Consider the following 23,045-nt stretch of genomic DNA (forward strand, 5'->3'; position numbering starts at 1 on the left):
CGCGGGGAGCGATCCTCGCGGCCTTTTGCGTTTCTTTACATGAATAGCCATAACCCTATATTTCACAAGATTATTTTGCGGGCTCGTTTAGAGAGCGTTCGTTTTTCAATCATCCCGTAAAGGTATCATTTCAGTGCGTAACTATCGCGCTGGACAGGACGTAGCATTATGAAGACACATCCACAGTACGAACCCTGGCTGCAGGGCATGCTCATCATCGCGAAGCATTATCGGCTGGATTTTTCCGCGGAGCATGTTCGGGTAACGATTAACCATGAAAGCCAGTCTCCACGCCAGCTGGTGCTGGAGGAGATGGCGCGTCAGCTTGGGCTGGGGATGCGTGTGGTGGCAGCTGAATCGGTATCCCTCGATCCCTGGCGCCTGCCGCTGCTGGCGGAATTTACCGGCGGACAAATCGCGGTCATTAACCGCATGGACAAAGAAGGCAACGTCAGCCTGCAGTTTAGCGGCGACGTGGGGCTGGAGACGACGCTGACGCGTGAGGAGCTGGGTTCACGGTTAACAGGCCTGATGGTGCTGCGTCCACTCGAGTCCACGCCGGATGCCCGCGTGGACGACTACATCAAACCGTATGAGAAAAACTGGTTCTGGCAGCTGGCGCTGAAGGACTGGCGACGCTACAGCGACATCATGCTGGTGGCGCTGGTCGCCAACGTGCTGGCGCTTTCCGGGATGGTCTTTTCCATGCAGGTCTATGACAGGGTGGTACCGTCGCAGTCGGAAGCCACGCTGTGGGTCCTGTTTGGCGGCGTAATGATCGCCATCGTGTTCGAATTCATCATGCGCATGCTGCGCGTGCATATTTCTGACGTGGTGGGGAAACGCGCCGATCTGCGTATCTCTGAACGCGTTTTTGCCCACGCGCTGCGGATTAAAAACGGCGCGCGCTCGAAATCAACCGGATCGTTTATTGTCCAGATCCGCGAGCTGGAGTCGGTGCGCGAGCTGATCACCTCCACAACCATTGCGGCCATCTCCGATCTGCCGTTCTTCCTGCTGTTCGTCTTTATTCTGTGGATGATTGGCGGCCCGCTGGTGCTGGTGGTTCTGCTCGCCGTACCGCTGCTGCTCATTCCGGGCCTGCTGGTACAGCGCCCGCTGGGGAAACTCTCCAGCGAAGGGATGCGTGAATCCGCCATTCGTAACGCCACCCTGGTGGAGGCGGTGCAGGGCATTGAAGACATCAAGCTGATGCGCGCCGAGCAGCGTTTCCAGAACCAGTGGAACAACACCAACGACGTCGCCGCCAGCGTCGGCATGAAGCAGCGCTGGCTGACGGGCCTGCTGCTCACGTGGACGCAGGAGGTGCAGTCCATCGTCTACGCGGTGGTACTGCTGGTGGGCTGTTACCTGGTCATCAGCGGCGACATGACCACCGGTGCGCTGGTGGGAACCTCGATTCTGGCGTCGCGTACCATCGCGCCGCTGTCGCAGATCTCAGGCGTGCTCTCGCGCTGGCAGTCGGCAAAAGTGGCCCGCAAGGGGCTGGACGACCTGATGCAGCGTCCGATTGACGATCCGCAGCACGGCAAGAAGGTGCACAAAGCCCACCTGCGCGGCGACTATGCGCTTGAGGACGTCGGGTTTTATTACGACGAGGAAGAGAAACTTACCGTGCTCAACATTAGCAAGCTGCAGATCCGCGCCGGGGAACGCGTTGCGGTGCTTGGGCGGAATGGCTCAGGGAAAAGCACGCTGTTACAGCTTCTGGCGGGCATGCAGGAGCCGCAGCAGGGCAGCATCCTGCTGGACGATATTGCCCTCAATCATCTGGACCCGGCCGACGTGCGTCGCGACATGCAGCTGCTCAGCCAGCAGGCCCGGCTGTTCTTTGGCTCCGTGCGGGACAACATTCTGATGGGCAACCCGCTGGCGACCGACGATGAGATACATCAGGCGCTGGTGAACAGCGGCGCGCTGGAGTTTGTGCGCAAACAGAAAATGGGGCTGAACTACATTATCAACGAGGGCGGAGCAGGGCTGTCCGGCGGCCAGCGTCAGGCGCTGCTGCTGGCGCGCGCGCTGATTACCTCCCCGAATATCCTGCTGCTGGACGAGCCTACCGCCTGGCTGGACGAAATGAGCGAGAAGCAGTTTATTCAGCATCTTCACAAATGGCTGGGTAAACGCCGGACGCTGGTCGTGGCGACGCATCGCCTGCCGATTCTGGACCTGGTCGACCGCATCATCGTGCTGGAAAACGGCAAGGTGGTGATGGACGGCCCGCGCGACGCCATACTGCACCAGCACGGTATGGCGCCGCAGAAAACGGCGCAGCGCACCGTGACCATGAAGCCGGCGACGGTTGCACAGGAGGGCGCGGCATGAATGATTTATCTCGTTTCAATAGTCGACTGAAGGAGCCACGCCTGCCGCGCTCGTCACTGGTGGCATGGTCGCTGTTCGCCCTGCTGGCGGCGTTTATCACCTGGGCAAGCCTGTTCCATCTTGATGAAGTGACGACCGGCAGCGGTAAGGTCATACCGTCTTCTCATGAGCAGGTCATCCAGTCTCTTGAAGGCGGCATTATCCACAGCCTGATGGTGCACGAAGGTGACATCGTGGAACGCGGGCAGCAGCTCGCGCAGCTTGACCGGACAAAAACCGAGTCGAGCGTGCTGGAGAGCGAGTCTCGCCTGAATGCGGCGCTGGCAACCGCTGCGCGCCTGAAGGCTGAGGTGAACGACACGGAGCTCGCGTTTCCGGACGAGCTGGATGACGACGTTGAGCTGGTCAAACAGGAAACGGCACTCTACCAGTCCCGTCGTGAAAGCCTCGAAAAAGGGCTGGCCGGTTTGCGTCAGGGCGCCGAACTGGTGCAGCGTGAGCTGTCGTTAACCCGTCCACTGGTGACTCAGGGAGCGGCCAGCAAGGTTGAGGTGTTACGTCTTGAGCGTCAAAAAAATGAGCTTGAGAATAAAATCACCGAGATGAATAACCAGTATTACGTTCGCGCCCGCGAGGAGCTGGCAAAAGCCAATGCGGAGATTGAGGCCCAGCGTTCGGTGATGAAAGGGCGTGAGGACTCCCTGACCCGGCTGACCTTCAATGCACCGGTTCGCGGGATCGTTAAAGATATTGACGTCACCACCGTGGGCGGCGTTATCCCGCCAAACGGCAAGCTGATGAGTCTTGTCCCGCTTGACGATCAGATGGTGGTTGAAGCGAAAATTTCGCCGCGTGATGTGGCGTTTATCCATCCCGGCCAGAAAGCGCTGGTTAAAATTACGGCCTATGACTACTCCATTTACGGCGGGCTGGAAGGGGAAGTAACCATGATTTCACCTGACACCCTTCAGGATGAGGTGAAAAGGGATGTTTACTACTATCGCGTCTATATTCGTACCGACAGTAACCATCTGACCAATAAGCAAGGTCAGGAGTTTCCGGTCTTTCCGGGCATGATTGCCACCGTTGATATCAAAACCGGCAGCAAAACCATTCTGGATTATCTGTTGAAACCGCTGAACAAGGCAAAAGAGGCGCTGCGGGAACGATAGTGGAAAGGCGTTCGGAACTCCGAACGCCTGCTGGATTATACGGTTGACGTCACGCTTTGAGCGTGGCGTCGCTCTTTAGGCACAACGTTGATGTAATGCGTAACATACGCAAAATATAATCCGGCATAATTTTCGACGAGTTCGATAAACGCCGGATATACCGACAACCGACCATCACCCCGATCTTTCAGATAGCCCGCCTCTTGAGCCGATTTGATAATTCGGTTGACGTGGATGCGCGAAACGAAAAATTCTTTTGCCAGCGTGCTTGCTGAATAGTTAATGATGGCACCGTGGGCGGATTTATTTTTCATAGCCTGCAGGTAAATATAAAGCATAATCATGCGCCCTCCATCTTTGTCGATAAATAGCCCCACCTCAGGCAATACCTTTCTGAACGTTAATCCCCGAAAAAGATATTCTGCCGCGCGGCGGAAAAAGTTGTTTCTCAAAATGTCATTATCCAGTAGGTTAACATTAATATTGAATGCTGGATAAAGAATGCTGACGGGCAGAAAAGCGCCGGTCATATATCGCTTAAGTTCATTAAGACCTTTTTCAGTCGGTACGATTCGCGTTTTACGTCTGTCTTCCGTGCAGCGCCAGGTCCTGATGCGCCCGGTGGTTCTCAGTATTGTAATGATCGCAATAACGCTGTTGGGGCTGGCTATCTTATAGCGAGAACATAAGTCTTTAATTTCTGAGACGGACTCGGCCTGATCTCCAAAAATAAAACAACACATGGCGAGGATAATGTTAAATCGTGATTCCTGCAGCATTGTCTTGTAGAAAAGAGGTTGTTTTTTGTAGATGGTGTCATTAATTGTGTAGTGCTCTAATATTGCCTCACTAAACCGCGGGTTGTTCTTTATAACATCCCTTCGATGTAGCAAGGCCCTGGATGAGATATGATTATCCATAGCATTTTTTCTCGTATTTGAATGAGCCGATAGATGAAGTATCCAGTCTTCTTTTTCGGAATTTTCATTATACCTGAGAATAAGACATTTGCCGTGGTTATTTGAAAATAAAAGTATATTTAAACGACGGTGATTAACGCAAAGATGTTCCTGCGAGTTCAGCGGATAACTGTTTCTTACCCTGAGGCGGTACTGTAAAATTAATGTTTATAACAGGTGCGTTAAATTATACGTATTTACAAATGGAAATGGCGCTTTCGTGCCCAGGAGCAGTTTATGACCCACAAAATTTCTCTCAGAAATGGGGCGTGCGATGAACAAAAATTTGTCATCTCAGCCTGCGGTTTTACGTTCCAGGGATATCGTCTGATCCTTGAGCAGTACGGAATACAGGCTTCGCATATTCACTTTGAGGGGGATGAGATATCCCAACAGGATTTAGAAAATATCCTTATAAATCAAAATGCTCATATTGTGGTATTTCTCGGAAAAGGTATCGTCAATCTCCTGGAAAGCCTGAAGCGGCTGGCATCCTTGCTCAATACACTACACGTAATTCGACGCGTCACTCTGTATGGCGACATACCGGATGGCTGGCTTTATCGAACCCTGGGCAGTCTTTTAAATAACAGTTATCAATTATCATTGATTCGTATAGCTCGCGTTTCAGATATCGTAATCTGTACTCATACGCACCATCATGGTTTTAAGGAGCGCTCGTACTTATTACGCGATCGCTGCAGGGATAATTCTTCGCAAGAAAACGTAAAGTGGCTAACAAAAAGAGAGATTGACGTTTTATTAAATTTCTACCGTGGTATGTCCGTAAAAGAAATGTGCGATGAAATGGGGCTTTCTAATAAAACGGTTTATACCCACCGTAAGGAAGGCGTGCTGAAATTACGCTTAATTAAGCGCTGGTTACACGATTCTCACAATTTCAATGCGAGAAGAAGTATCAAGCAGCGTAGCCAAAATACGGATTTAACGGATAAGGAATCAGAGATATTTAATGCATTATATAAAAAAGAGATCTTCCCTGCCTATCAGATCATTACCGATCGTGACAAAAAGGGTGTAGGCTTTGAGATACTGATTCGCTGGAATAAAAACGGTAAAATTGTCAAGCCAGCCAGTTTTCTCACGGATATCTCAAATCATGAGATATGGTTAAAAATAACAGCGTTAGTCATCCATGCCGCCGTGTCGGGAATTAATAAATATAATGGTAAATACTATTTTTCTGTGAATATTCCACCTCGTCTGGCCTCCGGAAATGCATTGCCTGATATGGCAAGGAAAGCTATCGACATGCTGCTCAAACCGCAATGGGCCGAAAAGCTGGTCTTTGAATTTGCGGAAGATATTGACGTCACGAAGGACAAAAGGATCCCTGAAACCATGCGGCATTTGCGTGACACGGGGTGCCGACTGTTTCTCGATGACTGCTTCTCTAATCATCAAACCATGTTCCCGGTTCGGCAGGTGCATTTTGATGGACTCAAGCTGGATCGGGACATCGTTGAGCATTTTGTGGCAAATGACAATGACTATAACCTGATTAAAGCGATACAGCTTTACAGCGACATGACCGGTACTGACTGTATTGCAGAGGGTGTTGACAGTGAGGAAAAGTTTGAGAAATTAGTTGAGCTGGGCGTCAAAAACTTCCAGGGGTATTATTTATCGCGTGCTGTGAAAGAGGAAGAGTTAGATCGCATGGTGAGGTTATTTAGTTAATAAAAATAAAGCCCCGAAGGGGCTTTTATTATTTCCTGCCCAGCAACAGGCCGAGAACAATACCGACAGCACCCGCTGCGATGAGGCCGGTGAGGGGATTATTTCTGACAGCTTCAGTGACGTCGGAAACCGCATCGCTGGCCTGCGCGGCATATTTTTTTGCCGCACCTTTTACCTGATGCTTTGGTGAATCAACGAATTCACCAAACTGCTGTTGCGCTGAACCTGCAAGCTCATCAAATTTATTTTTTGCTTTATCTTCAGCAAACTGGGTGTTTTTATCAGTACCGAAATCAGACATTTTTGCCTCCTTTTGTTGATTATTAAAGGATAGCCGCTCTTTGCGGATACGGGAGACGAAAGTCTAAATTCGGCACCTGAAAAGGCGGTTTTCGGATATATCTCTATACCGGGAACCCGTTATTTCTCATTGTCATCCTGACCGTAATACAGTTTCCCGATGCGGATCAGCGGGCGTCCCTGTGACTTACGGTGCAGGTTACTGTCCCTGAGCGAATAAACGCAGCCGCAGTATTCCTGCTGGTAAAACTGTTCCCGCTTGCTGATCTCAATCATGCGTGAGGATCCACCCTGCTTGCGCCAGTTATAGTCCCAGTAGACCATACCCGGATAGCGCGCGGCCGCACGCTGGCCGCAGTCATTTATCTGCTGCATGTTCTTCCAGCGGGAAATCCCCAGCGAGCTGCTGATGACGCTGAATCCATTTTCTGCCGCATAAAGCGCCGTACGCTCGAAACGCATATCGAAGCACATGGTGCAGCGGACGCCGCGCTCGGGTTCCCATTCCATGCCTTTCGCGCGCTCAAACCAGTTATCGGTGTCGTAATCGGCATCAACAAACGGCACGCCATGTTTTTCCGCAAACCGAATATTCTCCTCCTTACGAATGAGGTATTCCTTTTGCGGATGGATATTGGGGTTATAGAAGAAAATGGTGTACTCAATGCCCGACGCCTGAATAGCCTCCATCACTTCGCCCGAGCAGGGGGCGCAGCAGGAGTGCAGCAGCAGTTTGTCGGCACCGTCTGGCAGGGAAAGTTGTGGGCGGATAAAAGGGGTTGTCGTCATGGCGTTCTGCAATATGTTTATGAAATTTATGGAAGGGTAGCATAAATTCATCATCTGTTGAGACGGGATCAAGGCAGGTTAGAGCGATCGCGCGGGGCGGGATCTTCTCGGGTACCATGTGTCGCTATTCGGCAAATTTCAGCAGCGCTTCGCCATCAAGACGATAGCGAACCCATTCGGACTGCGGCAGCGCGCCTATGCTCAGGTAAAAATCAATGGTGGGCTGATTCCAGTCCAGCACGCTCCATTCAAGGCGGCCGCACTTTAGTTTTACCGCCAGCTCATAGATCATGGCGTAAATTGCCGCCGCATCTTCGGGGCGGGCCTGACGAATGGTGATGCTCATTGTTTTTCCTGTGTTTTAGCCTGTGTTCAATTGATGGCGTTGAGCATCACCCTTAATGACCCGCTATTTTTTCGGGAGGGGCATCGCATGTCCCCCAGCGTGTATGCCACTCAGCTTGAGCCTTCCATAGCTTCCACATTGTCGTTCCTGAATCATGAGCTGAGCCCGCAGCCGGAGTTTGACCCGGCCAGCAGTACCGAAAGCTTACAAATTGGGATTACGGACTTTACCGCGCTGAGGATTTTTCCTTTACTGTTTTCGATACGCACGTTTGAAGTGAAAATTTACTCACATAAACGCAGCGGCCAGCGGGGCGCGACCCGCTGGCTTAAGGAGGAGCTGCAGGCGCTGGCGCAGGCGCGTCATTCCGGGCCGTCCGGCTCCCAGGCTAGGATATCGCCGGGTTGACACTGCAGCGCCTCGCAAAATGAGTAGGGCGCTAAAGTCCACACAGTAAAAAGAGATGCGACCGGGAAGGAAAGTACGATATCGTAATTCTATGATTAAACGCATAGTTCGCAGGAACGCCGTCGCGACAGGACGATAAATGATTGATGACATTCGTTATCTGATAGTGTTTGCAAAGATTGCTGAGGCAGGATCCATTTCAGGTGGAGCAGAAGCGTTAGGGCTTACAACCGCAACGGCAAGCGCCCATTTATCAAAGCTGGAAAAAAATCTTGGCTGCGCGTTGCTGTACAGAAACACCCGCAAACTCTCTCTGACTCACGATGGCGCAAATTTGCTGGAAACGGCCAAATCGATGCTGGCGCTTTATGAGCAGGGGGTCATTGAATTTAAGCAGCGTTCGATCTCTACGGCGAATAAGCTGACTATTTCTCTTCCTGCCGTTTTTCTGAAGAGTGCGTTTACTCGCCATCTGGCCGATTTTATAAAACGTCATCCGGGCCTTTTACTGAATATCTCTTACAGCGATACGCGCAAAGATATTATTGCCGACGGTATCGATGTGGCATTTCGAATCGGCGAGCTTCCGGACAGCTCTCTTAAAGCGCGCCATCTTTTTGTGCTGCCGTGCCAGGTAGTTGCGTCCCGGGAATTGCTCAGCCATTACCCGACGATTACGCATCCTGATGAACTGGCGAAACTGCCATGGATTGGACTCAATATGAGGCAGAATAACCGGGAATTTCGGCATAAAAATGGGGAAGTGGCTGTCGTGACGTATACGCCCACGGTGTATGTAGATAATGTCGAAGCCGCTTATGCCCTTGCCAGACAACAAATTGGTCTCGCCGCACCTCCCCGCTATTTAAGCGAAGAGGACGTTAAGCGTGGAGAAATGCAGGAAATACTTCCTGACTGGTCATTAGAACCGCTGAAAGTCTATGCCGTATGGCCTTCTAATATGTCGACCAGCAGTATTGCCTACAAATTGATTAATGATATTTATAACGCGATTGAGTTTCAGGCGTTATAACGGGTTTAAAATGTTAAAAAGAGCATGTAACACGCCGTAATAAGCAACAGTCCGCCCATCAACACGTTAAACGTACGGAGCTGCCGTGTGCCCCTGAGCAGCGTCGACACCTTTTCTCCCATTAATGCCCATGCAGAAAGCGACAGGTAACAGACTAAAAAATAGACCGTGATAAAGACGAGTGCTGTTGCAGGGTTTGCGGGTTCTGAAAACATCGCAGCTCCTGAGGCGCACGCGGTCCATGCTTTGGGATTGATCCACTGCATGACAAAACCCTGAACAAAACCGGGTGCATCCGTTTTGGTTAATGACATATCGGGCCGGGACGACGCTATCTTACAGCCCAGATACATGATAAATAAAGAACCGGCAATATTAAGATACCGGAAAAACCCAGGATATTTTTCGATTGCAGCGTAAAAACCGAAGCATATAAAGATAAGTAATAACGTAAACCCTATCGTTGCACCGGAGACAAATGAGAAGGTCTTTCTAAAACCGTGAATGGCACCAGACGATATAATCACCATATTAACGGGGCCAGGAGAAAACGAAAGCGTCAGTGAAAATATAAACATTGTAAAAAGTACCAGCATTTTATCTCCGTGGGTTGGTTTATCTGCAGAACAATCATTGTGATGTTTAATTCACCACTCTGTTTTCGTGTTTCAGAAGGCTACCCGGGAACGCTTGTCAGAGTAAGTGGCTTTTATCTAAAGGTGTATTTGATGTTTTGCAATCAACGATAGATATGTGCAGGGGCGTGCAGAAAACCGCAGCGCCGGACATATGCTGATGAGGAGGGAAGGGACTGACTACCCGGCGCGAACGTTAGCGTGAAGTTTGGTCAGACAGGAGTTGATGAAAAGCAGTCAATCAGCGCTGTCGTTATCTGTTTTTTCCTGGGAATGCAGTGACGTACCTGATAGTGAAGTCAGGAAACGCATCGACAAACTGAATTTTATAGTCGGGCAAGGCATTGACCATTTTCCATTTTCCAGGTGCATTCGGGAAGGCATTCACAACCTGAACATCCAAATCTGCAAACGCGCTGACCACCTTAACTTTATAATCCGGAAAGGCATCAACGACCTGGATGTTTCCATAAACTTTGGATACATCAACCGACCGTGCGGATGCTGAAAATAGAATTGCTGCTGCAGCGATATAACCAATTTTTATATTCATAACATTTCCTTTTTTGACAATCATACCGCCAATTTGCGCTTAGAACCTGAGGTAAACGGAAAAATTCAAATTCATCAAGAATCACCGAAGAGGATGGACTGATGAGGGCCAGATGAGATTTTAGCCGATACAGCGTTGTGGGCAGCTGCAAAAAAAGGGTATACACAGCGGTAACAAAATATGTACTATACCCCCCTATAGTATCAGGAGGGCGTATGCCGCATTCACCCGAAGATAAAAAACGTATTCTTACTCGCGTCCGTCGCATTCGGGGCCAGGTTGATGCCCTTGAACGCGCGCTGGAGTCGGGCGACCCCTGTCTGGCCATCCTGCAGCAAATCGCCGCCGTGCGCGGGGCTGCCAATGGTCTGATGGGCGAGATGGTTGAAATTCACCTCAAAGATGAGCTGGTGACGGGGGAAACCACGCCGGATCAGCGAGCCGTACGAATGGCAGAAGTCGGCCATTTGCTGCGCTCTTATCTAAAATAAACCCACACACCTGACAAAAAGGGAAGACATGATGAAATCTCGCGCTGCAGTTGCATTTGGTCCCGGCCAGCCGCTCAAAATCGTTGAAATCGACGTAGCACCGCCGAAGAAAGGCGAAGTGCTGATCAAAATCACCCATACCGGCGTGTGTCATACCGATGCGTTTACGCTCTCCGGTGACGACCCGGAAGGCGTTTTCCCGGCGGTCCTCGGTCATGAAGGTGGCGGCGTGGTGGTGGAAGTGGGCGAGGGCGTGACCAGCCTGAAACCGGGCGATCACGTGATCCCGCTGTACACGGCGGAATGCGGCGAGTGCAAGTTCTGTAAATCCGGTAAAACCAACCTCTGCCAGGCGGTTCGCGCCACGCAGGGGAAAGGGCTGATGCCGGACGGTACCACCCGTTTCTCCTATAACGGCGAACCTGTTTACCACTACATGGGCACCAGCACCTTCAGCGAATACACCGTTTGCGCGGAGATCTCGCTGGCGAAGGTGAACCCGCAGGCGCCGCTGGACAAAGTCTGCCTGCTGGGCTGCGGCGTGACGACGGGCATTGGCGCGGTGCATAACACGGCAAAAGTCAAAGAGGGCGACACCGTGGCGGTGTTCGGTCTCGGCGGCATTGGTCTGGCGGTGATTCAGGGCGCGGTGCAGGCGAAAGCCGGTCGTATCATCGCGGTCGACACCAATCCGGAGAAATTCAAGCTGGCGGGCGAAATGGGCGCGACCGATTTCGTGAACCCGAAAGATCACGAAAAACCGATTCAGGACGTCATTGTTGAGATGACCGACGGCGGCGTGGACTTCAGCTTCGAGTGTATCGGCAACGTGAACGTGATGCGTTCCGCGCTCGAATGCTGTCACAAAGGCTGGGGCGAGAGCATCATCATTGGCGTGGCCGGCGCGGGCCAGGAAATTAAAACCCGTCCATTCCAGCTGGTCACCGGTCGCGTGTGGCGCGGTTCCGCGTTTGGCGGCGTGAAGGGCCGTACCCAGCTTCCGGGTATGGTTGAAGATGCTATGGTCGGAAAGATTCAGCTCGATCCGTTCATTACCCACCGTTTGCCGCTGGAGCAGATCAACGAGGCGTTCGATCTGATGCATGAAGGAAAATCCATCCGTACTGTGATTCATTTCGGCGACAAGTAATTCTTCTGCCAGCGGTTTTTCGCCGCTGGCATTTCTTTAATAATCTTCTCTAAAGTGTGACCAGTGCGGCGTTTTTAGCCGTAATCTAAATCTCTGCCGTGCCGATGACTATTTAACGGGCGTGTTTTTACGCATCTTACCTACAAGAGAGTCGACGGTCATGGACAACACTACTTCGATGCAGGCGCAGCATAAGCTGAGCTTCTTGCATCACATCAGGCTGGTTCCGCTGTTTTCCTCCATTCTCGGTGGCATTATTCTTCTGTTTGCCTTGAGCTCGGGTCTGGCGGGGTTTTTCCTGCTGCAGGCCGATAGCGATCAGCAGGATGTCACATCCGAAATTCAGGTGCGTATGGGGCTGTCGAACAGCTCAAACCATCTGCGAACCGCGCGTATCAACCTGATCCACGCCGGTGCGGCAAGCCGTATCGCGGAGATGGATGCGATGAAGCAGAACATCAGCGAAGCGGAAACGCGGATTAAGCAGTCTCAGGAGAGCTTTACCGCCTATATGAATCGTGCCGTGCGTACCGCCGAGGGCCAGGCGCTGGATGCGGATCTCAAGGCGCGCTACGACGCCTATATTGCGGGCCTACAGCCGATGGTGAAATTCGCCAAAAACGGCATGTTCGAAGCGATTATCAACCACGAAAACGAAACGGCCCGTCCGCTGGATGACGCTTACAACGCCGTTCTGCTGAAGGCGATCAAGATCCGTACCGACCGTGCCAATGCGCTGACGGCGCAGGCGCACAGCCGCACGCAGCTGGGCCTGATGTTTATGGTGGGCGCGTTTGCGCTGGCGCTGGCGCTGACGGCAATGACCTTTGTCGTGCTGCGCCGCACGGTGATCAATCCTTTGCAGCGTGCAGCGAAACGTATCGAGAATATCGCCAAAGGCGACCTGACGATGCCGGACGATGTGGCAGGGCGCAGCGAAATTGGCCGCCTGACGCGCGATCTGCAAACCATGCAGCATTCGCTTGAAAACACCGTAGGCACCGTACGTCAGGGTGCAGAGGAGATCTACCGCGGTACCAGCGAGATTTCTGCCGGTAACACCGATCTCTCTTCGCGCACCGAGCAACAGGCTGCGGCGATTGAGCAAACCGCCGCAAGCATGGAACAGCTGATCGCGACGGTGAAACAGAACGCCGATAACGCCCATCATGCCAGCAAGCTGGCGGAAGATGCCTCAGGTAAAGCCAGCCGCGGTGGCCAGATGGTCTCCGGCGTGGTGAAAACCATGGGCAATATCTCCAGCAGCTCGAAGAAGATCTCGGAGATCACCGCCGTGATTAACAGCATTGCCTTCCAGACCAATATCCTGGCGCTTAACGCGGCGGTAGAGGCGGCGCGTGCGGGCGAGCAGGGGCGCGGGTTTGCCGTGGTGGCAAGTGAAGTCCGAACCCTTGCAAGCCGCAGCGCGAATGCCGCAAAAGAGATCGAAAGCCTGATCAATGAATCGGTCTCTCTGATTGACCAGGGATCCGGTGAAGTTGTCGCCGCCGGTAACACCATGAATGAAATCGTCGAAGCGGTTAAACGCGTAACCGACATCATGCTGGAGATTGCCGCAGCGTCCGATGAACAGAGCCGCGGTATTGTCCAGGTGAGTCAGGCGATTTCCGAGATGGATAAAGTGACCCAGCAGAACGCCTCGCTGGTTGAAGAAGCCTCTGCGGCCGCCGCGTCTCTGGAAGAACAGGGCGCCCGTCTGACCGAGGCGGTTGGGGCGTTTCGTCTGAGCGGCAAGACTCAGGGGCGCACTCAGCAGCAGAACTCTGCGGCAGTAAAACCTGCTGCACTACGTCCGGCTGTTGCGAATAACGGGGATAACTGGGAGACGTTCTGAGTCGCCAGCAGTGTCGGGTGGCGTTTCGCTTACCCGACCTACAAAATCTGACCTACAAAAAAGGGACCTTTCGGTCCCTTTTTCATCTGTTACTTCTTATCGGGTAACGCGTACGCGATAACGTAATCACCGCGGTCCGGCGACTGGCGAGCGCCCCCGGCGTTGATGATGATGTACTGTTTACCGGTTTTCGGCGACACGTAGGTCATCGGGCCGGACTGGCTACCGACCGGCAGGCGGTCTTTCCAGATCTCCTTCCCGGTGGCGGTATCAAACGCGCGCAGGTAGAAATCCTGCGTGCCGGCGAAGAACAGCAGGCCGGACTGGGTAGAGAGTGATGCGCCCAGGGTCGGCATACCGATTGGGATTGGCATGTGCATGCGAATGCCCAGCGGGCCGGTATCTTCCACCGTGCCGACAGGCACCTGCCACACCAGCTTGCCGGTTTTCAGGTCAACGGCCGACATGGTGCCGAACGGCGGCTTCTGGCACGGAATGCCCAGCGGCGACAGGAAGCGTTCGCGCATCGCGCCGAACGGCGTGCCGTCCATCGGTACGATACCCATCTCGATGCCGCTGGCGTTTTTCGCCACGTTAGCGCGCGGCACCATGTAGTTTGCCAGGCCCAGGCGCATATCGTTGACGAACATCAGGCTGTTGTTCGGGTCAACGGAGACGCTGCCCCAGTTCATCCCGCCGAGTGAGCCAGGGAACTGCAGGGAACGGTCGAGACCCGGCGGGGTGAAGACGCCCTGGTGGCGCATCTCTTTAAACTGAATGCGGCACAGCAGCAGGTCGACAGGCGTCGCGCCCCACATGTCGGATTCGGTCAGCGTCTGGTTGCCAATCATCGGCATGCCAACGGAATACGGCTGGGTTGGAGAGTAGCGTTCACCTTCAACGTTACCTGCCGGAACAGGACGTTCTTCTACCTTCGCCACCGGCTTGCCGGTTTCACGGTTAAGCATGAAGATCATGCCCTGCTTGCTGGTCTGCACCAGCACCGGCGTGGTGCCGCCTTTACCGTCTGGCAGATCGTACAGCAGCGGCTGGGAAGGCAGGTCGAAATCCCACAGGTCGTGGTGTGTCGTCTGGAAATGCCAGCGCACCTGACCGGTGGTCGCGTCCACGGCGACGATGGAGGAGCTGTACTTATCGTCCAGCGCGGTACGTTCGCCCGCCCAGAAATCCGGGGTGGCGTTGCCGGTTGGCAAATAAATCAGATTGAGTTTTGCATCATAAGACATTGCTGACCAGACGTTCGGCGTGCCGCGGGTGTAGGTCTGGCCTTCCGGCGGCAGGCCGGTCAGGTTTGGATTGCCCGGATCCCACGCCCACGCCAGCTTACCGGTGTGAACGTCGTAGGCGCGCACCACGCCCGGCGGTTCGCCGGTGGAGAAGTTATCCGCGACGCGACCGCCGACTACGACGACATTGCCGGCGACCAGCGGCGTGGAGGTCTGCTGATAATATCCGGGCTTGATCTCGCCCATGCCGACGCTCAGATCCACGGTGCCATGGTCGCCGAAGTCCTCGCAGACCTTGCCGGTATCCGCGTTGATGGCAATCAGGCGGGCATCAGTCGTAGGCAGGAACAGGCGGCGAGGGCATGCCGCAGGCGGTGTCTCTGTCTGTGACGTTGTCACGCTTGAGCGATCTTCAAAATAGCCCAGACCGCGGCAGCGCTGCCAGTTAGGCGCCGTGGCCTTGGAATCATAGCGCCACTTTTCTTTACCAGAATCCACGTCCAGCGCCAGCACTTTACTGTACGGGGTACAGACATACAGCGTGTCGCCAATCTGCAATGGCGTGTTCTGATCTTCCGCGCCGGAGCCGTTGCTCTGCGGAATATCGCCGGTGTGCGCAACCCAGGCGACCTTCAGATCGCTGACGTTTTGCTTGTTAATCTGGTCCAGCGCGGCGAAGCGGTCGCCGTGGGTAGTATTGCCCCAGTGCTCCCAGTTCTTTTGCTGCTCGCCGGGGGCGACGGGTTTCACCGGAACGGGCTCGTTCGCGGCCACGAGGGTCTGCGGCTTAAACATCCAGCCCAGGCTGACCAGCATGGCTACCGCGAGCACGGCCGCGACGCCAAAAGCGGGGGCCTTGTTCGCGGCGCTGCGGTTCGCAGCACGCAGGAAAGGCCAGACGATGGCGCAGAGGAAGGCCAGTACGGCAAAGGTAAACAGGCGAGAGAAGAGCGGCCAGAAATCCCAGCCCGCATCGCTTACCGCCCAGAACAGCGAGGCAATAAAGGCGATGCCGTAAAGCACGATCCCGCTGCTGCGATTGAGGAAAATCAGGATCGCGGCAATCACCATCACCACGCCCATTATCAGGAAGTATCCACTTCCGCCTACGGTGGCGAGCTTAAAGCCCAGCCCGCCGACCGCCAGACCGATGAGCATCATCAGTCCGGCAAGAAGCCACTGCAGAATACGAGGTATCCCGCGCGGCGCGCTGCCAAATGCCATTTCTATCTCCTTTAGATCCCCCCGTCGTGCTGGGTGTGTACCAGTTGGGTAATAAATGCGAAGGGAATAATGATTAACACGAGTGAATTCGGAGTTGTAAAATGATTTACGAACCATCTGGTGAATTCGCCGCTATGATAAAACTGTTAAATTGTTTTACGCAATTGTTAATGATTTATTCCGCATTATTTGATTAACGCACAGGTCAAGCCCCTCGCCCCTAAGGGGAGAGGGTTAGGGTGAGGGGTGAAAAAGGCTTTAAACCGGCATCGATTTGCGGATAGCGCTTAGCAGCGTCTGTGCGCCCGTTGAGAGTGGCTTGTCTACCCGCGTCAAAATGCCGATAGGTTCACCGGGGCCAGGGGAGGTAATCGGCAGGGCGATCAGCGTTCCCTGGCGTAAATCATCTTTTACCGCGCCTGAGGGGACGAACCAGACGTAGTCATAATCCAGCGTAAGCTGGCGTGAAAGTGAGGCAGATAGCGTTTCGATGCATCCTGAAGGCAGCGTACATCCCTGCATTTGCAGCAAGGTTTCGGCGGTCTGGCGCGGGACGGTCCCTTTCGGGCAAACCACTACCGGCCACTCCATAACGCGGCTTAACGTTACCGTGTCGTGCAGCAGGGGATGATTGGGACGAACCACCAGCTTCAGGGACTCCAGGAACAGCAGTTCGTAATTAAGACCGCCCATCAGTTCAGGGTCGGACATTCGACCGATACCGATATCCAGCTCGCCCGATTTCAGCCCCGCGAGAAGCATGGTGTTATTCATGGTGGCAACCTGAATCGTGGTATGCCGTTGCTGCTTGTGGAACTGGCCAATCACCGGCGGAAGAATGCCCAGCGCGGCGGTAGGCAGGGCCCCGACGCGGACGACCTCGCTGCTGTGTGCTTCTTTTTGATGCAGGGACTGACCTGCGGTATTGAGCGCATCCAGCACTTTAACGGCGTGCGTGAGGAACTGTTCGCCCACGATGGTAAGCTGAGCCCCCAGCCGCCCGCGGTCAAAAAGACGGGCTCCTGTGAGCTGTTCCAGCTCGTTGAGGGTTTTTGAGAGCGCAGGCTGGCTCAGGTTAAGGGTTTCAGCCGCACGCCCCAGCGTTCCCTGTTGAGCGACGGCCACAAATGTATGCAAATGGCGCAAGCGTATGCGCTGACTGAACAGACCATTTTTTTCCATAGGCGATGTTAAAAACAGAGCGATGCGGGTGACAAGTTAAGTTGTTTAATTTTGATAACCTGATAGCAAAATATTTTTAACATTTGATCTGTTTGAGTTACAACATATTTTTCGGCAGGGAAATAATAGCGAACGTCCTTGTTCATTTATTGCTCATTGCTGAGAGGCGTTAGATCACGCCGTCACCGCCGTCAGAACACCACACCTGGCCGGAGGTAAATGAACATTCATCCGAGGCCAGCGTGACGTACAGCGGGGCGATCTCGACGGGCTGGCCCGGACGTCCCAGCGGGGTGTCGCCACCGAACTCCTTCACTTTTTCCATCGGCTGCCCGCCGCTGGACTGCAGCACCGTCCAGTAAGGACCGGGGGCAACCGCGTTGACGCGAATGCCTTTTGGACCGAGCTGTTTGGCTAAGGATTTGGTAAATACCGCCAGACAGGCTTTCGTCTGGGCGTAGTCCAGCAGCACGGGGCTGGGCTTCACCGCCTGAACGGAGGAGGTATTAATGATAACGGACGACGCTTTCAGGTGGCGCAGCGCCGCCTTCGTGATCCAGAAAGGAGCGTACACGTTGGTTTTGAACGTTGCGTCAAAATCCTCAGTGGTGAGTTCTTCAAGCGATTCACGGAACTGCTGACGCCCGGCGTTGTTGACCAGAATGTCCAGCCCGCCCAGTTTCGACACGGCATCTTCGACAAGATTCTGGCAGAAGGTTTCGTCCCGGACGTCCCCCGGCAGCGCGACGGCCTTGCGGCCTTCGGCTTCGATCAGCTCGATGACCTCAGCGGCATCTTTTTCTTCTTCAGGCAGATAGTTGATGGCAACGTCAGCGCCTTCACGGGCATAGGCGATTGCCACCGCGCGTCCAATACCGGAGTCTCCGCCGGTAATCAGCGCTTTTTTGCCGGCCATGCGGCCATGCCCTTTATAGCTGGTTTCCCCGTGGTCGGGTACAGGCTGCATTTCGGATGCCAGTCCCGGCGGCGTTTGCGGCTGTTCCGGGAACGGGGGCTGCGGGTAAGCGTTCGTACGTTGTTTGGTATCACTCATAGCTGACTCCTTAAGCCAAGGGGTGAGATTTGATGGATAACTGCAGCGTTAACGCTTCGCTGAATTATTTCTGCAAACGATCGACACGGACGACGGCAGGAGATGATTTTTTATCAAGCGAACCGTTGATACCGATCATCTGGTCGGGTTTTACCGTTCTGTCGTCGAAGACTGCCTGGGGAATAATAACGTCGATTTTTCCGGTTTTATCCTGAAATACAAACTTATCGCCGCTACCGTCAATAAGATTACCGCGTAATGAAATGGTCGCGCCGTCGTGCATTTGTTTTGCCTGATCGATGGTCATAATACGCGCGTCGTCGGTTCCGCGATATCCGCTATCAAGCGCGTGGGGAGGCGGTGGCGCTTCGCCTTTTTGTAATCCGCCGTTATTATCTGCCCAGGCGGCTGGAACCAGAAATATTAAAAAAGCGGAAATAAGCGATAATTTCATCCGATATCCTTCATTTTGCGTGTCTTGACTTATAAAGTATTGTTGCTGTTCCTTTATGTGGCAAATGTGATAAGTCCTAAAAACAATCGCGTTAGAAATAAAAGTTACCCGGGATAGAGGGGAATTATCGCTTGCTGGCGTTTGAATACGCGTTTCGTCAGGTGGGTTTTATTGGTCAGCTGGGCACTTCTGCTATTCTGGTATCAGCGCGTCAAAATAATGGCATTACAGAAATAAGTGACATCAAATATGCCATCGCTTGAGCGCGATGGCATATTTCAATCATTCCTTTCGAGAAATAAGAGGCGGCAAGATGAGCAATCTTTTTCACGCCAGCCAGTGAGCAGGCGGTGACCTGGTGGCAAAGGCGGTGCATCTATCGCTGGCCGAGCCGCTGACTGATAAATAATGACTCGTTTATGCCTCTCGGTCATAGCGTTCCTCAGTGATAGCCTTCAGTATCCGACACTTTGCCCCGAAAGACGTAGTAGCTCCAGGCGGTGTACACCAGAATCACCGGAATAATCAGCAACGTGCCTACCAGCATAAACAGCTGGCTGGCAGGCGGGGCCGCGGCTTCCCACAGGGTGATGCGCGGCGGAATAATGTTCGGCCAGAGGCTGATGCCGAGCCCGCTAAACCCGAGGAAAATCAGCCCCAGCGTCAGCAGGAAGGGGCGCGCGTGGCTGTCAGGGTTGCGGGTCAGGCGCCAGATCAGCACGCTGAAAAGCCCGACCAGCAGCGGAACCGGCAGGAACCAGAAGAAGTTGGGCAGGGTGAACCAGCGGTCGGCCACGTACTGCCAGCCGAGCGGCGTCCAGACGCTAACCACCGCGATAACCACCATCAGCGCCAGCAGCACGTGGCGGGTCAGCTCGCGCATGCGGACCTGCAGCGCGCCTTCGCTTTTCATAATGAGCCAGGTGGTACCCAGCAGCGTATAGGCGACGACCAGACCGATGCCGCAGAAGAGGTTGAAGGGGGTGAGCCAGTCCAGCGCGGAGCCGACGAAACGCCGCCCCTCAACGTCGAAGCCGTTGATCACGGCGCCCACCACCACGCCCTGGCTAAAGGTGGCGAGCAGGGAGCCGCCGGCAAAGGAGTAATCCCAGAATTTGCGGTGCGACGGCGTGGCTTTGAAGCGGAACTCAAAGGCGACGCCGCGAAAAATGAGGCCGATCAGCATCGCTGTGAGAGGAATGGTGAGCGCATCAATAATGACCGCATAGGCCAGCGGAAACGCGCCGAACAGGCCCGCGCCGCCGAGCACCAGCCAGGTCTCGTTGCCGTCCCAGACCGGCGCCACGCTGTTGACCATCACATCCCGCTCCTTCGCATCGCCCACGAAGTTAAACAGCAGGCCGATGCCCAAATCAAAGCCATCCATAATGATGTACATCAGCGTGGCAAAGACGATGATGGCAAACCAGATCACTGAGATATCGACGCCCATCAGATTCTCTCCTCTTCCGGAACAGACTCAGCGGCAGACAGCGGACGGGAAGGCGTGCCCGAGGTGTTTGACGTCAGCGTATCGACAGGCTGCGGTCCTTTCTTAATCAGCCGGATGAGGTAAACATAGCCCACCCCGAACACCGACGAATAGACGACGAAGAACGCCAGCAGGCTGATGCTCATCTGCAGGGTGCTGTGCAGCGATACCGCGTCGATGGTGCGCAGATAGCCATAGACCACCCACGGCTGACGGCCCACCTCGGTGGTCACCCAGCCGGCGAGCAGCGCAAGCAGCCCGGCAGGCCCCATGCAGAGGGCAAACCAGTGGAACGGACGCGAGTGGTAAAGTCGATGACGATAGCGCAGCCAGACGCTGATAAGGCCGAGGGTAATCATCAGCAGTCCCATCCCGACCATCACGCGGAACGACCAGAAAACGATGGTCGAGTTTGGGCGATCCTCTTTAGGGAAATCCTTCAGCGCCGGGACCTGCTTATCGAGGCTGTGCGTCAGGATAAGACTGCCAAGCGCGGGGATCTCAAGGCCGTATTTGGTGCGCTCCTCCTCCATATCCGGCAGGCCAAACAGCAGCAGCGGGGTGGCCTCGCCCGGCGGATTTTCCCAGTGCCCCTCGATGGCGGCAATTTTGGCAGGCTGATGCTCAAGCGTGTTCAGGCCGTGCATATCCCCCACGACCGCCTGGATGGGGGCGACCAGCAGCGCCATCCACATCGCCATGGAAAACATGGTGCGTACTGCGGGGGTATCGTTACCGCGCAGCAGGTGCCACGCGCCGGACGCGCCAACAAACAGCGCGCTGCTCAGAAAGGCGGCGATCGCCATATGAATAAGGCGGTATGGGAAGGAGGGGTTAAAGACGATGGCCAGCCAGTCCTGCGGGATAACCTGCCCGTTCTCGATAGTGAACCCCTGGGGCGTGTGCATCCAGCTGTTGGACGCGAGGATCCAGAAGGTCGACATCAGCGTGCCGAGCGCCACCATGCAGGTTGAAAAGAAGTGCAGGCCGGGGCCGACCTTGTTCCAGCCGAACATCATCACGCCGAGGAAACCGGCCTCCAGGAAGAAGGCGGTTAACACCTCATAGGTCAGAAGTGGGCCTGTAATGCTGCCCGCGAACTGGGAGAACCCGCTCCAGTTGGTGCCAAACTGGTACGCCATGACCAGCCCGGAAACGACGCCCATACCGAAGTTAACGGCAAATATCTTGAGCCAGAAATGGTAAAGCGATCGCCAGACGTCGTTTTTGGTGCGAAGCCACATGCCCTCCAGCACCACCAGATAGCTGGCGAGGCCGATGGTGATCGCAGGGAAAAGGATATGAAACGACACGGTAAAAGCGAACTGAATTCTGGCCAGATGAAATGCATCGAGTTCGAACATGGTCCGTACCTCTGAGACGATGGGGCACGCGAGTTGCCGGGCAGGTTAGCGCTGCCTGGCAATGCCGATGATGGTTTATCTCCACCTTCAGATAGAGTGTAGTACTTTGTGGATTATTTTTGGGCTTCCACACCCGATGCGTCCGATCTGATCGTAGCAGGAACTGTTCCGTCGTCTGAGGGTATGGGGGATCAACCAGTCGGCCATCTCGCCGTGGCGAGAATGAGTCATATTGTAGCTGCCGTTAAATGGCGCCGTTTAATTGTCCTGGGAGTGATGCTTATTTTATTCAACCTGTGTTATTGCGTCATTTATGCGCTTTTTGGTTAATATTTCCTACGGCCAGGTCGTTGAGTTTAAGGTCGGTCTCTTTTTCTTCTTCCAGCGTTTCGGCAAGAAGCTTAACGGCTTTTTTATAGCCCAGCCGTTCTGCTAATGTGGCAAGAGTACCGTAGCTGGCAATTTCGTAATGCTCGACTTTTTGCGCGGCGGCAATAAGCGCGGCATCACGTACTTCATTTTTTTCCGTACTTTCGATGACTTCGTTGGCTTCTTCAATTAAGCCTTCCATCGCCACGCACTTCATACGCTTGAGCTTGATACCGTCTTCCTGCTCGACGATCTGGTCGATACGTTCGATCTGACCCTGCGTTTCCTCAAGATGAGCGGTAAAAGCGGCGCTCAGCTTTTCGCTGGAGGCGGCGCGGGCAAGTTTGCTTAACGCTCGGGTAAGCTGCTTTTCTGCGCTATAGGTATCAGAGAGAAGATGAATAAATACGTCCTCTATACTTTTCATATTCATAATAATTACGCTCCGGTAAATAAATAAAGGTTACTGCGAGCTTTTCAGCCCGCAGCATGCTCTCGGGATTTATTAAAAGAGTATTAAATAAAATCAGGAGTTATCAGATTTACGGCCTCCGCCGTGACTGTTCTGTCCTCCTTTCTTACCCGCTTCAGAAGCGCGTTGTGGATCGTTTTTAAAGTTACCGCCGCTATGCTGGCCACCTTTACGGCCAGCTTCTGACGCTTTTTCACGGTCTTGCGCGAAATTACCGGAACCACCACGATGCTCTGCCATATTAAACCTCATAGTCATATATTGGTTATTTCAGTGCGATATGAAAATATTCCGTATCGCTCGTCGTTAGAGTAATAAATCTAGTCGCTGTGCGTCATCCGTCAAATGCGTTTTGCTATTAGCGGTTACGTTATTTTTAAATATCGACGAGATTACGCTTCGCTTAACGAAAAAATAGGGAGGAGTGGGAAGGACTTGTAAAAAAA

At 53.7% G+C, this 23,045-nt stretch carries 22 protein-coding genes and 1 pseudogene; 9 read left to right on the forward strand and 14 right to left on the reverse strand.

Annotated features, from left to right (window positions below; translation table 11 throughout):
- Positions 1-168 precede the first annotated feature (168 nt).
- Both KGP24_RS11580 and KGP24_RS11585 read left to right on the forward strand, forming a co-directional pair.
- The gene (locus KGP24_RS11580; protein ID WP_223563418.1) at positions 169-2,349 is read left to right on the forward strand and encodes a type I secretion system permease/ATPase; all 2,181 of its coding nucleotides are present in this window, start codon (positions 169-171) and stop codon (positions 2,347-2,349) included.
- Positions 2,346-3,521: an HlyD family type I secretion periplasmic adaptor subunit gene (locus KGP24_RS11585; protein ID WP_223563419.1), complete on the forward strand. Its 1,176-nt coding sequence runs from the start codon at positions 2,346-2,348 to the stop codon at positions 3,519-3,521. The genes KGP24_RS11580 and KGP24_RS11585 overlap by 4 nt, the downstream gene beginning before the upstream one ends.
- 35 nt (positions 3,522-3,556) lie before the next feature.
- On the opposite strand, the gene KGP24_RS11590 is transcribed toward KGP24_RS11585, so the two are convergent.
- Positions 3,557-4,441 (reverse strand): MarR family transcriptional regulator, encoded by an 885-nt coding sequence (locus KGP24_RS11590; protein WP_223563420.1) that lies wholly within the window; start codon positions 4,439-4,441, stop codon positions 3,557-3,559.
- 276 nt (positions 4,442-4,717) lie between these two features.
- Between KGP24_RS11590 and KGP24_RS11595 the strand changes: the two genes are divergently transcribed.
- Positions 4,718-6,181 carry an EAL domain-containing protein gene (locus tag KGP24_RS11595; protein WP_223563421.1) on the forward strand — a complete coding sequence of 488 codons (1,464 nt, stop codon included), beginning with the start codon at positions 4,718-4,720 and terminating at the stop codon, positions 6,179-6,181.
- A 28-nt stretch (positions 6,182-6,209) separates the two neighbouring features.
- Here KGP24_RS11595 and KGP24_RS11600 read toward each other — a convergent pair whose 3' ends face one another.
- The 3 genes from KGP24_RS11600 to KGP24_RS11610 all read right to left on the reverse strand — a co-directional run bounded on the left by KGP24_RS11600 (position 6,210) and on the right by KGP24_RS11610 (position 7,616).
- Positions 6,210-6,482: a CsbD family protein gene (locus KGP24_RS11600; RefSeq protein WP_047651242.1), complete on the reverse strand. Its 273-nt coding sequence runs from the start codon at positions 6,480-6,482 to the stop codon at positions 6,210-6,212.
- A 119-nt stretch (positions 6,483-6,601) separates the two neighbouring features.
- The gene (locus KGP24_RS11605; protein ID WP_223563422.1) at positions 6,602-7,270 is read right to left on the reverse strand and encodes an epoxyqueuosine reductase QueH; all 669 of its coding nucleotides are present in this window, start codon (positions 7,268-7,270) and stop codon (positions 6,602-6,604) included.
- Positions 7,271-7,394: 124 nt separating this feature from the next.
- On the reverse strand, positions 7,395-7,616 hold the full coding sequence (locus KGP24_RS11610; RefSeq protein WP_223563423.1) for a hypothetical protein: 222 nt from the start codon (positions 7,614-7,616) through the stop codon (positions 7,395-7,397).
- 48 nt (positions 7,617-7,664) lie between these two features.
- Between KGP24_RS11610 and KGP24_RS11615 the strand changes: the two are divergent.
- Both KGP24_RS11615 and KGP24_RS11625 read left to right on the forward strand, forming a co-directional pair.
- A pseudogene (locus KGP24_RS11615) lies at positions 7,665-8,024 on the forward strand (hypothetical protein); the annotation flags it as partial.
- A gap of 139 nt (positions 8,025-8,163) precedes the next feature.
- Positions 8,164-9,057, forward strand: a complete 894-nt coding sequence (locus KGP24_RS11625) for a LysR family transcriptional regulator (protein WP_223563425.1) — start codon at positions 8,164-8,166, stop codon at positions 9,055-9,057.
- A gap of 5 nt (positions 9,058-9,062) precedes the next feature.
- Here KGP24_RS11625 and KGP24_RS11630 read toward each other — a convergent pair whose 3' ends face one another.
- The gene (locus tag KGP24_RS11630) at positions 9,063-9,653 is read right to left on the reverse strand and encodes a LysE family translocator (RefSeq protein WP_223563426.1); all 591 of its coding nucleotides are present in this window, start codon (positions 9,651-9,653) and stop codon (positions 9,063-9,065) included.
- A gap of 292 nt (positions 9,654-9,945) precedes the next feature.
- Positions 9,946-10,245 (reverse strand): hypothetical protein, encoded by a 300-nt coding sequence (locus KGP24_RS11635; RefSeq protein WP_194399188.1) that lies wholly within the window; start codon positions 10,243-10,245, stop codon positions 9,946-9,948.
- A 215-nt stretch (positions 10,246-10,460) separates the two neighbouring features.
- Between KGP24_RS11635 and KGP24_RS11640 the strand changes: the two genes are divergently transcribed.
- From KGP24_RS11640 to KGP24_RS11650, 3 genes are all read left to right on the forward strand, one after another.
- Entirely contained in the window at positions 10,461-10,736 is a 276-nt protein-coding gene (locus KGP24_RS11640; protein ID WP_003857256.1) for a metal/formaldehyde-sensitive transcriptional repressor, read from the forward strand.
- A 31-nt stretch (positions 10,737-10,767) separates the two neighbouring features.
- A complete protein-coding gene (locus tag KGP24_RS11645) occupies positions 10,768-11,886 on the forward strand; it encodes an S-(hydroxymethyl)glutathione dehydrogenase/class III alcohol dehydrogenase (RefSeq protein WP_223563488.1) in 1,119 nt (372 codons plus the stop codon).
- Between the two features lie 160 nt (positions 11,887-12,046).
- The gene (locus KGP24_RS11650) at positions 12,047-13,741 is read left to right on the forward strand and encodes a methyl-accepting chemotaxis protein (RefSeq protein WP_223563427.1); all 1,695 of its coding nucleotides are present in this window, start codon (positions 12,047-12,049) and stop codon (positions 13,739-13,741) included.
- Between the two features lie 89 nt (positions 13,742-13,830).
- On the opposite strand, the gene KGP24_RS11655 is transcribed toward KGP24_RS11650, so the two are convergent.
- From KGP24_RS11655 to KGP24_RS11670, 4 genes are all read right to left on the reverse strand, one after another.
- Positions 13,831-16,212 carry a glucose/quinate/shikimate family membrane-bound PQQ-dependent dehydrogenase gene (locus tag KGP24_RS11655; RefSeq protein ID WP_223563428.1) on the reverse strand — a complete coding sequence of 794 codons (2,382 nt, stop codon included), beginning with the start codon at positions 16,210-16,212 and terminating at the stop codon, positions 13,831-13,833.
- A gap of 258 nt (positions 16,213-16,470) precedes the next feature.
- Complete coding sequence (locus KGP24_RS11660) at positions 16,471-17,394, reverse strand: LysR substrate-binding domain-containing protein (RefSeq protein ID WP_223563429.1); 924 nt, start codon at positions 17,392-17,394, stop codon at positions 16,471-16,473.
- A gap of 169 nt (positions 17,395-17,563) precedes the next feature.
- Positions 17,564-18,448 (reverse strand): SDR family oxidoreductase, encoded by an 885-nt coding sequence (locus KGP24_RS11665; protein WP_223563430.1) that lies wholly within the window; start codon positions 18,446-18,448, stop codon positions 17,564-17,566.
- A 64-nt stretch (positions 18,449-18,512) separates the two neighbouring features.
- Positions 18,513-18,902: a YdeI family stress tolerance OB fold protein gene (locus tag KGP24_RS11670; protein ID WP_223563431.1), complete on the reverse strand. Its 390-nt coding sequence runs from the start codon at positions 18,900-18,902 to the stop codon at positions 18,513-18,515.
- A 131-nt stretch (positions 18,903-19,033) separates the two neighbouring features.
- Here KGP24_RS11670 and KGP24_RS24755 point away from each other — a divergent pair, with 131 nt between their 5' ends.
- Complete coding sequence (locus KGP24_RS24755) at positions 19,034-19,165, forward strand: hypothetical protein (protein WP_262319566.1); 132 nt, start codon at positions 19,034-19,036, stop codon at positions 19,163-19,165.
- Between the two features lie 179 nt (positions 19,166-19,344).
- On the opposite strand, the gene cydB is transcribed toward KGP24_RS24755, so the two are convergent.
- From cydB to KGP24_RS11690, 4 genes are all read right to left on the reverse strand, one after another.
- Positions 19,345-20,355: a cytochrome d ubiquinol oxidase subunit II gene (cydB, locus tag KGP24_RS11675; RefSeq protein WP_223563432.1), complete on the reverse strand. Its 1,011-nt coding sequence runs from the start codon at positions 20,353-20,355 to the stop codon at positions 19,345-19,347.
- Positions 20,355-21,758, reverse strand: a complete 1,404-nt coding sequence (locus KGP24_RS11680) for a cytochrome ubiquinol oxidase subunit I (RefSeq protein ID WP_223563433.1) — start codon at positions 21,756-21,758, stop codon at positions 20,355-20,357. The genes cydB and KGP24_RS11680 overlap by 1 nt, the downstream gene beginning before the upstream one ends.
- Positions 21,759-22,065: 307 nt before the next feature.
- Complete coding sequence (locus KGP24_RS11685) at positions 22,066-22,560, reverse strand: ferritin-like domain-containing protein (protein ID WP_223563434.1); 495 nt, start codon at positions 22,558-22,560, stop codon at positions 22,066-22,068.
- Positions 22,561-22,653: 93 nt separating this feature from the next.
- On the reverse strand, positions 22,654-22,839 hold the full coding sequence (locus tag KGP24_RS11690) for a general stress protein (protein WP_014883792.1): 186 nt from the start codon (positions 22,837-22,839) through the stop codon (positions 22,654-22,656).
- Positions 22,840-23,045: the final 206 nt, after the last annotated feature.

Source organism: Enterobacter sp. JBIWA008 (assembly GCF_019968765.1).
GTDB lineage: Bacteria > Pseudomonadota > Gammaproteobacteria > Enterobacterales > Enterobacteriaceae > Enterobacter.